This is a genomic window from uncultured Hyphomicrobium sp., from assembly GCF_902826555.1.
Lineage (GTDB): Bacteria > Pseudomonadota > Alphaproteobacteria > Rhizobiales > Hyphomicrobiaceae > Hyphomicrobium_C.
The window spans coordinates 8,550-21,790 of the sequence record NZ_CADEFI010000029.1; the positions used below are offsets into that span (position 1 = coordinate 8,550).

Genomic DNA, 13,241 nt, shown 5'->3' on the forward strand with positions numbered 1-13,241 from the left:
TTGTCCTCGAGCAGGCGGCGCGCGATCACCTGCGCCTGGATTTCGGCAGCACCCTCGAAGATGTTGAGGATGCGGGCATCGCACAGCACGCGCGAGACGGGATACTCGAGCGCGAAGCCGTTTCCGCCATGGATCTGCAACGCGTTGTCCGCGTTCGCCCAGGCGACGCGGGCGCCGAGAAGCTTCGCCATGCCCGCCTCGAGATCGCAGCGGTGCCCCTCGTCCTTCTCGCGCGCTGCGAAATAGGAGAGCTGACGCGCGATCATGGTCTCGACCGCCATCATCACCACTTTGTTGTAGACGCGTGGGAACGAATAGATCGGCTTGCCGAACTGGACGCGCTCGAGCGCGTACTTGAGACCGAGGTCCATCGCGCATTGGGCGACGCCCACCGCGCGCGCCGCCGTCTGGATGCGTGCCCCTTCGAACGTGTTCATCAGCTGCTTGAAGCCTTGCCCCTCGACGCCGCCGAGCAGGTTCGCGGCCGGCACCTCGAAGCCGTCGAAGGAGATGTCGTACTCCTTCATGCCGCGGTAGCCGAGCACCTCGATCTCGCCGCCCGTCATGCCCTGGGCCGGGAACGGATCCTCGTCCGTGCCGCGCGGCTTCTCGGCAATGAACATCGAAAGGCCCTTGTAGCCTTTCTCGTCCGGGTTCGTGCGCGTGAGCACGGTCATGATGTCGGCCCGCACCGGGTGCGTGATCCAGGTCTTCTGTCCGGTGATTTTATAGGCGTCGCCCGCCTTCACCGCCCGTGTCTTGAGCGAGGCGAGGTCGGAGCCGGTGTTGGGCTCCGTGAACACGGCCGTCGGCAGCCACTCGCCGGTGGCGATCTTGGGCAGATATTTCTCTTTCTGCTCGGGCGTGCCGTTGTGCAGGATCAGCTCGCCTGCGATCTCGGCGCGGGTGCCGAGCGAGCCGACGCCGATATAGCCGCGCGACAGCTCTTCCGAGACCACGCACATGGCGAGCTTGCCGAGCCCGAGGCCGCCGTACTCCTCCGGAAGGGTCAGCCCGAACACGCCGAGGTCGGCCACCTGCGTGATGATCTCGGCCGGGATGTAGGCGTTCTCCAGATGCCACTCGTGCGCATGCGGCACCACCTCGGCCTCGGAGAAGCTGCGCATCTGCTCGTGGATGGCCGCCATCGTTTCGTCGAGGCCGGAGTTGCCGAAGGTCGTCGCCCCCTGTGCATGTTGGATGAACTCGGCGAGCTTCGCCTTCACGCTCTGCGCACTGCCGGCTGCGATCACATCCGCGACCGCATCTTCGTACTTGCGGATCTCGGCCTTCGGCACACCGAGCGCCTCGGGGCGGATGATCTCGAGCTGGCTCATGGGGATGCCGCCCGCGATCTGTGCGCCGTATTCGCCGAACGCCGCCACCAGCAGAAGCTGCTCGAACTCGCCGAACGCGCCCTCGTCCTGCAGACGTGCCGCCCACAGGTTCATCTGCCGCAGGGCCTCGACGGTCGTTGCCAGCCAGGCGAGGCCGTGGGCGGCATGCTGCGCCTCGTCGACGCCGCCGGCCTCCTGGATCTTCGCTTTGACGCCGGTTTTTGCGAGCGCAAGGACCCGGTCGGCGGCCTCGACCGCTTCCGCCGTCCGCGCGATCAGGCGCTGCGGACCTGCAGCCAGAAGGTTGCTCTCGACAGCCGACATCCTCTTGTCTCCTCCGCTCACCCACGTTTCGGGGAATTTTGTCCCAGGCCGCTCGAAAGCCCGCCAATTCAGGACGCCATCTGCAAATTTCCAAGCCCGCCCGTCAAGATAATCTCGCGCCTCAGCGACACGAACGCACGGCCGTTAACGGCGCGGGTCATTTGGCGGCGGGCGTTGCATCGTGGGCATGGACCCGCTGCGCTTGCATGGACTAGGGTCGCAGCTCGACAACAGCCCAAACTGCCGCCAGATTGCCTGCCGATGAAGCGTTACCGCACCCTGCTGTCTGCCATCTACCGACTCTACGAGCACTCGGGCTTCGCCATGGCGAGCGCCGTGGCGTTCTCGTTCGTCGTCTCGCTCTTCCCGTTCTGCATCTTCCTGGGTGCGCTGGCCGGTATGTTCGGCGGGCGCGAGCTGGCAGCCCAGGCGGTCGGACAACTGTTCCAGAACCTGCCCCCGGATGTGGCCAAGGCCCTGGTGCCGCAGGTCGAGGCCATCATGGGGCAGACGCGTATCGACTTGCTGACCTTCGGCGGCTTCCTGGCGCTCTTCTTCGCCACCAGCGCCGTCGAGACCTTGCGGGCTGCCCTGAACGGGGCCTATCGCGTGGTGGAGACGCGCCCCTATCCGGTCTGCCTCGGCCTCAGCATGTTGCTGGTGTTGATCTCCGCGGCCTCCATGCTGGTGTTGACCTGGGCCGTGGTCGTGGGGCCCGGCATCGCCGCGCGTTTCGAGCCATCGTGGGCGAAAACGTTCCTCGACTCGAGCTGGCTCGCGCCCATCACGCGCTATGCGCTCGGCGCCACGGCGATTGGCGCACAGCTCCTCGCCTTCCATCTCTGGCTCGCCGCCGGCAAGCGCCGCGTTGCCGACGTCTGGCCGGGCGTCGCCCTGTCGGTCGCGTTGTGGCTGACCATTGCTGGCTTCTATTCGTACTATCTGTCGATGAGCAATTACGCCCGGTTCTATGCCGGTCTTTCACAGCTCATGATCGCCATGATCTTCTTCCAGTTCACCTCCATCATCATCATCCTGGGTGCCGAGCTCAATCGCGGCATCATGGAGTTGAAGAAGCTCACCAACGGCAACGGCAATCACTGAGCGCAGGTCAGCCGGGTCCAAAGATGTCGACAGAGAGCGGACGGCGCGATGGGGGTGGGGAACAGTCGGGCTTGACCTCGAGCCCGTGGTTCACGATCTGGTGGCGCCCACAGGCGACCATCACCGCCCTCACAAGACACCCCGCCCGAGCCCCGACACTGCTGCTGGCCGCGTTGGCCGGAATTGGCCCAACCATCGGCATCGGCGGGACGGGCGCCTATTTTCACTGGATCGTGCTGGTCATCGCCGCCGCTCTCATCGGCCCGGTCCTGGGACTTTTGGAGCTCTACATCGAGGGCGCTCTTCTGTCGTGGACCGGCGGACTCCTCGGTGGCCAGGCGAGCCGGCCGTCTCTGCGCACCGCGATAGCATGGGCCGCCCTGCCGAACGTGGCCGCCCTGCCGATCATGGTCGTGGCGCTCGCCGTCTATCACCAGGATTTCCTGCGGGTCTTCGCGGGCGCAAGCACCGACAATCCTGTCCTCGCGGTCCTGGTTCTCGTGCTGGCCGCTCTGTCTCTATGGGGACTGTTCCTGAGAATACGTACGGTCGGCGCCGTGCAGCACTTCGGCATTCTTCGTGCAACCGCAAATGTCGCGGCTTCCGTCCTGATCGTCCTCGCAGCCATATTCGCGGCGAGAAGCTTTATGTTTCAGCCGTTCGTGATTCCGGCGAGCTCTATGGAGCCCGCCCTTCTCGTTGGAGATTACGTCGTCGTCGACAAGCGCAGCTATGGCTACAGCCGTTATTCGTTTCCCTTCGATGCGCGGTTCGAAGGCCGGCTCGGCGGCACCTTGCCGGCGCGCGGCGACATTGTCGTCTTCAAGCTGCCGAGGGACGGCGAGACGGATTATATCAAGCGCGTCATCGGGCTTCCGGGCGACGAGATCCTGATGCAGCACGGCGTACTGCATATCAACGGCACGCCTGTGCCGAGGCAGCGGGTGGCCGATGTCACGCCGCAGGCCGGCGCAGCCTCGAAGCAAACCGTTGCGGTCTACGAGGAGAGCCTGCCCGAAGGTCGGAAAGTGACGGTCCTCGACAGCGAGCCGGAAGGTCCGTTCGACAACGCCGGTCCGTTCCGCATTCCCCCCGGCAGCTACTTCGTCCTGGGCGACAACCGTGACAACTCGATGGATAGCCGCGCCATGGAGCAGGTCGGGCTGATTCCCGCCGACAACATCATCGGCCGCGTATCGCTGATTTACCTGTCCGCCGATACGCCGCGCGACGGGAACGGGCTCGCGTCCGCTTTCGCCAACATCCGCTGGAACCGGCTGTTTCTCAGGCCGCAATAAAAAAGCGCGGCATTGCTACCGCGCTTTTCCGAATGTCTTGCCGCTGCCGGGCGATCAAGCCGCGCCGAAGCGCGCCTGGCTCGCTTCGAGCACGTCCTCGACCGTCCTGAGGCCCGTGGTCGGCGCTGAAACCAGCACCGCCATGTTGCCCGGCTTGTGCTCGTTGCGCAGCATGCGCATGTGCGCTTTCGGGATCTGCGCCCAGGAGAACACCTCCGACATGCACGGGTCGATGCGGCGCTCGACAACGAGCTTATTGGCCTGGCTGGCCTGCGCGAGATTGGCGAAGTGCGAGCCCTGCACGCGCTTCTGGTGCATCCAGAGATAGCGCGCGTCCATGGTGAGATTGTAGCCGGTGGTGCCGGCGCAGATGACGACCATGCCGCCGCGCTTCACGACCTGCACCGAGACCGGGATCGTCGTTTCGCCCGGATGCTCGAACACGCAGTCGACGTTGACGCCCTTGCCGGTGATGTCCCAGATCGCCTTGCCGAAGCTGCGCATCTCCTTCAGCCAATCGTTGTACTCCGGCGAATTGACCTTCGGCAGCTGGCCCCAGCATTTGAAGTTCTTGCGGTTGATGACGCCCTTCGCGCCGAGCTGCATGACGAAGTCGCGCTTGTCGTCGTCCGACACCACGCCGATCGCGTTGGCGCCTGACGTGGCGCAGAGCTGCACCGCAAAGGCTCCGAGGCCGCCGGCCGCGCCCCAGACGAGCACGTTGTGGCCAGGCCGGAGCACGTGCGGACGATGGCCGAACAGCATGCGGTAAGCGGTGGCGAGAGTGAGCGTGTAGCAGGCCGCCTCTTCCCAGGTGAGGTGCTTGGGACGTTCGAGAAGCTGGCGGTCCTGCACGCGGCAGAACTGGGCGAAGCTGCCGTCGGGCGTCTCATAGCCCCAGATGCGCTGCGAGGGCGAGAACATCGGATCGCCGCCGTTGCACTCCTCGTCGTCGCCGTCGTCCTGGTTGCAATGGATGACGACCTCGTCGCCGACCTTCCACCGCTTCACCTTTGAGCCGACAGCCCACACGATGCCCGACGCGTCCGAGCCGGCGATGTGGTACGGCTGCTTATGGACGTCGAACATCGAGATCGGCACGCCGAGCGAGGCCCACACGCCGTTGTAGTTCACGCCCGCCGCCATCACGAGCACCAGCACGTCATGACTGTCGAGCTCCCACGTCGGGACTACCTCGACCTGCATCGCCGTGTCGGGCTCGCCCTGGCGCTCCTTGCGAATGGCCCAGGCGTACATGTTTTTCGGCACATGGCCGAGCGGCGGAATCTCGCCGACTTCGTAGAGATCTTTTTTGGCCTGAACAACCTGAGGCGCAGCCGCTGCTCCGGTGCTGCCTTTGATTGCGGCGCTATGGCTTGACATGCTCTCGTCTCTCCCTGACGCGAAGTAGAGGTCCCACCGGCGGATGCTGGCCCGAATTTCCCTTGTCGGATGCGGGCCTAGCGGCTGCATCATGACGGAAATCGGACTCTGCAACGTGCCTTAGGCGCCCCTCCGTAGCTTTCGGCCTCGTTTCAAGCACTTTTTCGCGCCGCAATAAAGGGTTTGTCGGGGTCTCTGCAAGTCATTCGAAGGTTTAGCCCCAGCCTCCTGGGACGGAAGGCGCCGTCCGGGGCCCGGACGCGGGCCATCCCGGCCCAACGAAGAGTTAATCTAACGGTGCTATGCATGACCGTTTGACGGGCGTTTACGAGTGCGACCGGCAGGAGAAATCATGGGCCGCGAGGACGTTTTCAAGCTTTTGAACGACATTGCGGTAGCCGATGGTCTAAGCCACGGCGTCGTCGCCGCGTTGACGCTGATTGTGTTTTCCGTCATGCGCACCATGCTCCCCGTCAAGGGCCTGGCGCTGGTCTTCGCGCCCGGTATCTACTGGGGTGGCCTGACGGGGATTTTTGCGGCCCGCTATTGGGGTTTGGTCCTCACTGCCGACAAAGCGGCCAACGTTGTCGCAACGGCGGCGCTGGGCATGATCGCCGCCCTTGTCTTCATGATGCTTCTGGCGCGTCTCGCAGATGCCGCCGTGCGTATCCGCAACCCGCTCGGAAGCAAGCCGGCCTGAGCGCCGAAAGCGCCCGTTCCCCCGTGACGAATTGGACTTTTGCCTTGCGCCCGGCGGCCGGTACGCTATGGGACAGAATATTTCGCGGGCGAGGACTTTAAGGATGTCGGAAAAACGGGCGAGCGGGGCGTCGACCAAGGGTCCGGAACGGGACAAGCCCTGGTTGTTCCGGACCTACGCCGGCCATTCCAACGTGGCGAAGTCGAACGCGCTTTACAGGAGCAATCTGGCCAAGGGCCAGACGGGTCTCTCCATCGCGTTCGATCTGCCGACGCAGACCGGCTACGACAGCGACTACGAGCTCGCCAGGGGCGAGGTCGGCAAGGTCGGCGTTCCCGTTTCGCATCTCGGCGATATGCGCACGCTGCTCGACGGCATTCCGCTCGACCAGATGAACACCTCGATGACGATCAACGCCACGGCGGCGTGGCTTCTCTCGCTCTACATCGCCACCGCCGACGAGACCGGCGCGCCGCGCACCAAGCTCACGGGCACCATCCAGAACGACATCATCAAGGAATATCTGTCGCGCGGCACCTACGTGTTCCCGCCCGAGCCGTCGCTTCGGCTCATCAAGGATACGATCGTCTTCTCCTACAAGGAAGTTCCCAAGTGGAACCCGACCAACGTCTGCTCCTACCACCTGCAGGAAGCCGGTGCGACGCCCGTGCAGGAGCTGTCCTACGCGCTCGCGACCGGTATCGCTGTGCTCGACACCGTGAAAGCCTCGGGTGAGGTGCCCGATAAGGATTTCGGCACCGTCGTCGGCCGCGTCTCGTTTTTCGTCAACGCCGGCATGCGCTTCATCACCGAGATCTGCAAGATGCGCGCCTTCGGTGAGCTTTGGGACGAGATTACGCTCGAGCGCTACGGTGTCACCGACGCCAAGAATCGCATGTTCCGGTACGGCGTCCAGGTGAACAGCCTCGGCCTCACCGAGCCGCAGCCCGAGAACAACGTCTACCGCATCCTGCTCGAGATGATGGCCGTCACGCTGTCCAAGAATGCGCGCGCTCGCGCCGTGCAGCTCCCGGCCTGGAACGAGGCGCTCGGGCTGCCGCGTCCGTGGGACCAGCAGTGGTCGCTGCGCATGCAGCAGATCGTGGCCTACGAGACCGATCTCCTCGAATACGGCGACATCTTCGACGGCTCCGCCGAGATCAGGCGTAAGGTCGAGCAACTGAAGGAAGAGGCCAAGGCCGAGCTCGCCACCATCGAGCGCATGGGCGGCGCCATTGCTGCCATCGACTACATGAAGCGCCGCCTCGTCGAGAGCAACTCCTCGCGCGTGCGCCAGATCGAGGTGGGCGAGCAGATCGTCGTCGGCGTCAACAAGTGGACCGAGACCGAACCCTCGCCGCTCACAGCCGGAGAAGGCGCCATCATGGTGGTCGATCCCGCGGTCGAGGCCGAGCAGGTCGAGCGCCTCAAGGCCTGGCGCGCCGCCCGCGATGCGAAGGCGGTCGAGAAGGCCATCGCCGAGCTGGAATCGGCCGCCAAGGAAGGCCGCAACATCATGGAAAGCTCGATCACCTGCGCCAAGGCCGGCGTCACGACGGGCGAGTGGGGCACCACGCTGCGCCGCGTCTTCGGCGAATACCGCGCCCCGACCGGCGTCGCCCAGGCCGCGCCTGAGCGCGCCAGCGGCGAGCTGGACAGCATTCGCGCCGCCGTCGACGCGGTCTCCGCCAAGCTCGGCCGTCGCATCAAGTTCCTGGTCGGAAAGCCGGGCCTCGACGGCCATTCGAATGGTGCCGAGCAGATTGCCGTCCGCGCCCGCGACGTCGGCATGGAAGTGGTCTACGAGGGCATCCGCCTGACGCCGGCGCAGATCGTGCGCGCGGCCGTGGACGAGAGTGCGCACGTGGTCGGCCTTTCGATCCTGTCCGGATCGCACGTGCCGCTGGTGTCCGACTTGATGGACCGCATGCGCAAGGAAGGCCTCTCCGATATCCCGGTCGTCGTCGGCGGCATTATCCCGCCCGAGGACGAGGTGAAGCTCAAAGGCTTCGGCGTGGCAGCGGTTTATACGCCGAAGGACTTCCAGTTGAATGACATCATGGCCGACATCGTCCGCCTCGTCGAAAGGCACGAGAAGGCCGCCTGAATAGGGTTAAATCGGTCGCCGATCGAAATTATTCCCACCGCGTTTCGGGGTGGTACGGGCCGGATTTTGGACACGAATCGCGCACACGCTGGAACCTTGGGGCGCGACTCCGGTTTTAGGGCACGTTTCTTGGCAGGCGTACTCTGGGGGAGGGGCATGCGAGAGGAAACTCGAAAGCGGCTGAACCGCCTGCGGCGCCACGTGACCTCGTTGTGGCTGCCGTCGTTCGTCGTCTTGGTATTGCTGTTCGGCGGCTTCTTTGCCTTCCGCACCACCGTGCGCAAGGAGCGCGAGGTTGCGGGCGTCGTGCAGAGCGCCGTCTGGCGTGTCAACGACGACACCGGCCAGCCCTATCCCGATATCCAGGTTGTGCTGGACAACGACGGCGTGGTGCGTGTGGGCACGATCGCGCCGTCGCTCCCGAAAGTGGGAGATCGCGTGACGCTCAAAAAACGCAAAATGCTCATCGGGTACACGACCTATCAGTGGGATGGACCGGGGACCGCCCTCCCCTCGACGACCCGGGTTTCTCTCCCCTGACCAACGAGGCCTTCGCATTTTTCCGGGATGCGAGCTATAAGCCGCGCATGAGAAAGGCCGCCGCGGCATAGCGGCGCCGAGCACGAGGACAGCCACGGTATGCGCGACGAAACGAGACGGCGGCTTGAGCGTCAGCTCTGGTGGCAGCGGGCGAAATGGGCAGGCGCCGGCGTCGCCGCATTGGCCGTCGTGGGCTTGGGCTTCTGGGCGACGGGCCTCGACGCCACGGTCGAGACGCATCACGTGCAGGGCGTTGTCGCGGCCATTGGCCCTCTCGTCGGCAAGTCGACCAAGGCCATCGAGGAAGGCCTCGCCGTTGACGTGAAGCTCGACGACGGCCGCACCGTCCACGTCATGGTGCTGAAGACCACCGATCCCCACGTCGGCGACCACGTCCAGGTGGCCGAGCATGTGCACGGCACCGGCCGCGTCACCTACTCCTGGAAATAGTGCTGCAGGCCCGAATGGCCCGCGTTGACTGGGAAAGGCCCGCCGCTATAGTGCGCCCTCGTTCCCGCATGATCCCAATGCCTCTGTGGCGGAATCGGTAGACGCGGCAGACTCAAAATCTGTTGTCAGCAATGACGTGCCCGTTCGAGTCGGGCCAGGGGCACCATAAATTACGGGGATAAGCGCCAACACCCGTTGAAGACTTATTTCGGCCACTCTCCCTCGCGCCTCGCGTGAGCTAACCCTCCAAGCATGAGGGAGGGTCTCATGCGACAGTATTCCGAGCTCCGGGCCGCCATTGTCTTCCGGCGCGCGCGTCGCGCCATCGGCAAGGTCCCCGACTTGAGTCTCATGCAGGCAGAGCTGCAGCGTGCGGAAGAGGTCTTGTCGGCCGCCGAGCGCGATCTCTCGGAGCTGCTTGATGACCTCGCGAGCGAGGCCCACTTCGGCTCCAAGCCCGCGCCGCTCGTGGCTTAGCGAGCACGCCCCGGCTGCATGATAGGTCCAGCTTGAATGTGCGGCACCCGATGCCGTTGGCGGACGGCGTCGAATTGCGCGGGCGCCAGTGCGAGCAGCGCGCCGTGGAGCGCACCACCGTGATGTCGCTTCGGGCGTCGCGGAAGTGGGCGGATCTGTCGATCGCTGCTAGATCGCCGCTCTCAGCGCCGGAACTCGACGGGCGAAAAACACGATCGTCCCGGACAAGAGTGCCGTAAGGGCAAATGTCAGCGGGACATCGATGGCGGGATTGAGCGCGGAAGGAAGGTACCGCGTCCAAAACCAGCGCAAGAGCTCAAGTATGATCGGATGGATCAAGTAAACCCCAAGCGTCAGGGATGCGGTTGTCTGCAGGAAGGTTCGCGACCACAGAGGCACGTTTAAGCGAGCGAAAAGGATGAACACGGCGATCGCGGCCACGACAACCGTAGGGCTGAAGTAATTGTAGAAATACAAGCTCCAACGACCCTGGGTTCCTCCGCTGTAGGACACCGTAAATGCCGTTAGAATGGCCGTTAGACTGATCGCCGCGATAATGACGACAACCAGATGCCAACGAGGTCGACCGCTCCTTGCGGGCAGCAGCGCTCCGAGCGCGAAGTATCCGATGTAGTGAACAAAGTAGGTCAGGAAGTTTGGGTCGTACCCCTGCGCGGCGATTGTGATGCCGGCAATTGCTGTGGCCGTCATCGAGAGCGCGACCGACAGGCGGCGCGGCAGCCGTTGAATTGCGGGCGAGAGGACAGGGGCCACGATGGATAGATCGGAAATCGAAAATAGAAAATAAAGATGATAGTAGGGTTGGCCGTGGAATAAATCGCGCGCAATTGCGGGCGCGCTCAGCGGCTCATGATGGAAAGCTGCTCGCCACGCGAAATATATCGCACTCCAAATCAATATGAGCAGGGCGAATCGTTTTAGGCGCGCCGCAATAAATTGCCACGGGTTGTCGATCAGGCGGCGGTTCAAAAGCGCACCGCTCAGCATCACGAACACCGGGACACTCCAGCGGGTCGCAGAGTTCGCCAAATTGGCAAAATTCCAAGAGATTGGGTCGCAGTCGCCGTACAGATAGATTGTTCGCGCACTCGTGTGGAGCAGGATTACAGCCAAGCAGCAGCACACCCGCAGCAAATCGAGATTGGCGTCTCGAGGCGGAGAGGAAAGCGCATGGAGTGATTCTGACTCGTTCAGGTCGCCACTCCCCGCGTGGGCGTGTCTTTGGTGGCGGTAGCGCTTTCCAACGCCTCACGGTCGAAGCTGTCCAAGTCTTCGATGAACACGACGCACCGGAGGTAGTGCGCCTCCGCGGGGTGGCGAGAATTCTTCTCGATATGGATCGCTTTAGGAACGAAATATTTCTCGAGTGTCGTTCGCAGGGATCGCTGCGAATAGAACTCGACGTGATCGATCGCTGGGACGCCAAGCCGTCTGGCGATATGCGCGTCCTGCCACCGGCGGGGAAGCCAACTGACGAAGCGAAGATTGAAGTGAGATTCCGGTTTGATCGTCCAGCGGTATGGCACGGTCAAATACAAGGCAAAGGGAAATGACCTGATCTGAAGGATGTTGCTAAAGAAGCCCGGAATATTCTTTATGTGCTCCAGAACGCCCTCCATCGATATGAAGGCCACGTCATACCGATTGAGCGGCAGCGGCCAGCCGTCGCAAATATCCGCGCAATAAAGCCGTGGCGAGGAAATGCCGTGCTCTCGCAGGTGTTTGTCTGCAATGACCAAATAATGTGGAGACAAGTCGAGGCCCACGACATTGTCACCGAAATAGCTCAAGGACGAAGCAGCAAGACCGAAGCCGAGGCCGCAGCCGATATCGATATGGCAGCGATCCCTCGAGGGAAATGGCTTGCCCATTTTCGCAAGCATCAGACTGGCGTCTGCGATGCACTCGTTGACCGAGGAAACGGATCGGCGAGTAATGAGATGCTTTTCTCGCGCGAGATCGCATTTCAGCTCGGCGGATCTGATTTCGAAGAAGCGGTCGATGCCTTCCCTGAGCGTTGACGCGTGTTCGTCGATATCGCGTGCGATATCGAGAGCGTGCGGTAGCGGATACCAGGGATCGGCAGTGCTCTTGCGAGGAATGTCACTAGGGGAGAAGCACAGCGGTATTCTACCAATGCGCTCCATATTGTGGCCCGACGGGCAACTGTTTGTAACACCCCAATCAAACGTAGCCCTGCACGTAGGGCAGGAAATTGGTTGACGCATTGCCAGCACGCAAATTGATAAAAGAGCACAGATAAATCGCACATTTGGTCAGATGCAACAACAAGGATTCTGTAGCGCAATTGTTTGTTTTTTCGACTCTTCTGAGCTATGGCGATCGGAAACGCTTGGGTCCGCAACCGCCGCGGGATAGGTCGTAGTACCCCGCTGTCCAAGCCGCGCAAGAAGGACGAGCCCGCATGTCGATCCGCCCGGGGCCGCGCAATCTCCTGACCGACGTGGACGGGCTCGCCGTCGGTAACGCGGGCTCTCTCGCCGTGCGCAGCGGCGTCACCGTGGTCCTGCCCGAGACGCGCGCCGTCGCCGCCTGCGACGTGCGCGGCGGTGCGCCTGGCACGCGCGAGACGGACGCGCTCGATCCTGCAACGCTCGTCGAGGCCGTTGATGCCATCGTGCTCTCGGGCGGCTCGACCTATGGCCTCGAGGCCATGTCGGGCGCCGTCGCCTGGCTCGGCGCACGCGGACGCGGCTTCAAGCTCGGCGAGACGCCCCGCGTGTCCCCGGTCGTTCCCGGCGCCATCCTGTTCGATCTCGCCAACGGCGGCGACAAGGCGTGGGGCGAGGCACCGCCCTATCGCGCGTGGGGCCGGGCCGCGTGCGATGAGGCGACGCAGAATTTCGAGATCGGCAACGCGGGCGCAGGCATCGGCGCCCTCGCCGGCAACCTCAAGGGCGGCCTCGGCTCCGCCAGCGCCATCGACGGGCCGCTTCAGATCGGCGCCCTCATCGCCGTCAACGCCTTCGGCTCGCCCCTGATTCCAGGCACCGGCCATTTCTGGGCAGCGCCCTACGAGGTGGGCGAGGAGTTCGGCGCCCGCGGATGGCCGCCCGGCCGTCCGGCGATCTCCGTCGCCGACCCGCTTCGCGGCAGCCGCGCCGAGCTGACGCCGCTCGCGCCCGGCGGCAACACCACCATCGGCGTCGTTGCCACCAATGCCGCCCTCACGCAGGCTGAGGCGCAACGCATCGCCATCATGGCTCAGGACGGGCTTGCGCGCGCGCTCCGTCCGGTCCATTCGCATGTGGACGGCGACGCCCTTTTCGTGCTTTCGACCGGGTTGATTGAGCTGCCTGCCGCCGAGCGCTTGGTGCATCTGATGCGGATCGGCGCCATCGCGGCCGACTGCGTGGCGCGTGCCGCGGCCCGAGGTGTGTACGCGGCGGGCGATCTCGGCGATGCCGTGTGTTACAGATCCAGGTATCCGTCCGAACGAGATAAATCGTGAGCAGACGAGCAAAGCGGTCAGAGACATC

Annotated in this window: 12 protein-coding genes and 1 tRNA gene; 9 read left to right on the forward strand and 4 right to left on the reverse strand. The window is 63.8% G+C overall.

All coding sequences use genetic code 11. The features are described from left to right. The coding region (locus tag QZV93_RS12505) for an acyl-CoA dehydrogenase family protein (RefSeq protein WP_295558901.1) at positions 1 to 1,661 on the reverse strand (1,661 nt) is incomplete at its 3' end. A 261-nt stretch (positions 1,662 to 1,922) separates the two neighbouring features. Here QZV93_RS12505 and QZV93_RS12510 point away from each other — a divergent pair. Continuing rightward, a complete protein-coding gene (locus QZV93_RS12510) occupies positions 1,923 to 2,765 on the forward strand; it encodes a YihY/virulence factor BrkB family protein (RefSeq protein ID WP_295558903.1) in 843 nt (280 codons plus the stop codon). A gap of 23 nt (positions 2,766 to 2,788) precedes the next feature. Then, complete coding sequence (gene lepB / locus QZV93_RS12515; RefSeq protein WP_295558905.1) at positions 2,789 to 4,063, forward strand: signal peptidase I; 1,275 nt, start codon at positions 2,789 to 2,791, stop codon at positions 4,061 to 4,063. 54 nt (positions 4,064 to 4,117) lie between these two features. Here the strand turns inward: lepB and ccrA are convergent, their stop codons facing one another. After that, positions 4,118 to 5,446, reverse strand: coding sequence for a crotonyl-CoA carboxylase/reductase (gene ccrA, locus QZV93_RS12520; protein WP_295558907.1), 1,329 nt, complete (start codon positions 5,444 to 5,446; stop codon positions 4,118 to 4,120). Positions 5,447 to 5,798: 352 nt separating this feature from the next. Here ccrA and QZV93_RS12525 point away from each other — a divergent pair, with 352 nt between their 5' ends. From QZV93_RS12525 to QZV93_RS12550, 6 genes are all read left to right on the forward strand, one after another. Next, positions 5,799 to 6,146 (forward strand): hypothetical protein, encoded by a 348-nt coding sequence (locus QZV93_RS12525; RefSeq protein WP_295558909.1) that lies wholly within the window; start codon positions 5,799 to 5,801, stop codon positions 6,144 to 6,146. A 103-nt stretch (positions 6,147 to 6,249) separates the two neighbouring features. After that, the gene (locus tag QZV93_RS12530; RefSeq protein WP_295558911.1) at positions 6,250 to 8,253 is read left to right on the forward strand and encodes a protein meaA; all 2,004 of its coding nucleotides are present in this window, start codon (positions 6,250 to 6,252) and stop codon (positions 8,251 to 8,253) included. Between the two features lie 156 nt (positions 8,254 to 8,409). Next, positions 8,410 to 8,793 carry a hypothetical protein gene (locus QZV93_RS12535; RefSeq protein ID WP_295558913.1) on the forward strand — a complete coding sequence of 128 codons (384 nt, stop codon included), beginning with the start codon at positions 8,410 to 8,412 and terminating at the stop codon, positions 8,791 to 8,793. A gap of 99 nt (positions 8,794 to 8,892) precedes the next feature. Further along, complete coding sequence (locus QZV93_RS12540) at positions 8,893 to 9,243, forward strand: hypothetical protein (RefSeq protein WP_295558915.1); 351 nt, start codon at positions 8,893 to 8,895, stop codon at positions 9,241 to 9,243. Between the two features lie 79 nt (positions 9,244 to 9,322). Further along, a tRNA-Leu gene (locus QZV93_RS12545) sits at positions 9,323 to 9,409 on the forward strand. 101 nt (positions 9,410 to 9,510) lie between these two features. Continuing rightward, positions 9,511 to 9,720 carry a hypothetical protein gene (locus QZV93_RS12550; protein WP_295558916.1) on the forward strand — a complete coding sequence of 70 codons (210 nt, stop codon included), beginning with the start codon at positions 9,511 to 9,513 and terminating at the stop codon, positions 9,718 to 9,720. 168 nt (positions 9,721 to 9,888) lie between these two features. Here QZV93_RS12550 and QZV93_RS12555 read toward each other — a convergent pair whose 3' ends face one another. After that, entirely contained in the window at positions 9,889 to 10,875 is a 987-nt protein-coding gene (locus tag QZV93_RS12555; RefSeq protein WP_295558918.1) for an acyltransferase family protein, read from the reverse strand. 56 nt (positions 10,876 to 10,931) lie between these two features. Next, positions 10,932 to 11,888 (reverse strand): class I SAM-dependent methyltransferase, encoded by a 957-nt coding sequence (locus QZV93_RS12560; RefSeq protein WP_295558920.1) that lies wholly within the window; start codon positions 11,886 to 11,888, stop codon positions 10,932 to 10,934. Positions 11,889 to 12,166: 278 nt separating this feature from the next. Between QZV93_RS12560 and QZV93_RS12565 the strand changes: the two genes are divergently transcribed. Then, positions 12,167 to 13,213 carry a P1 family peptidase gene (locus QZV93_RS12565; RefSeq protein WP_295558921.1) on the forward strand — a complete coding sequence of 349 codons (1,047 nt, stop codon included), beginning with the start codon at positions 12,167 to 12,169 and terminating at the stop codon, positions 13,211 to 13,213. Positions 13,214 to 13,241 lie beyond the last annotated feature (28 nt).

Bases quoted from the DNA above. Each gene is read 5' to 3' on its own strand.
- QZV93_RS12510 (WP_295558903.1), top strand. From the start codon at position 1,923: ATGAAGCGTTACCGCACCCTGCTGTCTGCCATCTACCGACTCTACGAG.
- lepB (WP_295558905.1), top strand. From the start codon at position 2,789: ATGTCGACAGAGAGCGGACGGCGCGATGGGGGTGGGGAACAGTCGGGC.
- ccrA (WP_295558907.1), bottom strand. From the start codon at position 5,446: ATGTCAAGCCATAGCGCCGCAATCAAAGGCAGCACCGGAGCAGCGGCT.
- QZV93_RS12525 (WP_295558909.1), top strand. From the start codon at position 5,799: ATGGGCCGCGAGGACGTTTTCAAGCTTTTGAACGACATTGCGGTAGCC.
- QZV93_RS12530 (WP_295558911.1), top strand. From the start codon at position 6,250: ATGTCGGAAAAACGGGCGAGCGGGGCGTCGACCAAGGGTCCGGAACGG.
- QZV93_RS12535 (WP_295558913.1), top strand. From the start codon at position 8,410: ATGCGAGAGGAAACTCGAAAGCGGCTGAACCGCCTGCGGCGCCACGTG.
- QZV93_RS12540 (WP_295558915.1), top strand. From the start codon at position 8,893: ATGCGCGACGAAACGAGACGGCGGCTTGAGCGTCAGCTCTGGTGGCAG.
- QZV93_RS12550 (WP_295558916.1), top strand. From the start codon at position 9,511: ATGCGACAGTATTCCGAGCTCCGGGCCGCCATTGTCTTCCGGCGCGCG.
- QZV93_RS12560 (WP_295558920.1), bottom strand. From the start codon at position 11,888: ATGGAGCGCATTGGTAGAATACCGCTGTGCTTCTCCCCTAGTGACATT.
- QZV93_RS12565 (WP_295558921.1), top strand. From the start codon at position 12,167: ATGTCGATCCGCCCGGGGCCGCGCAATCTCCTGACCGACGTGGACGGG.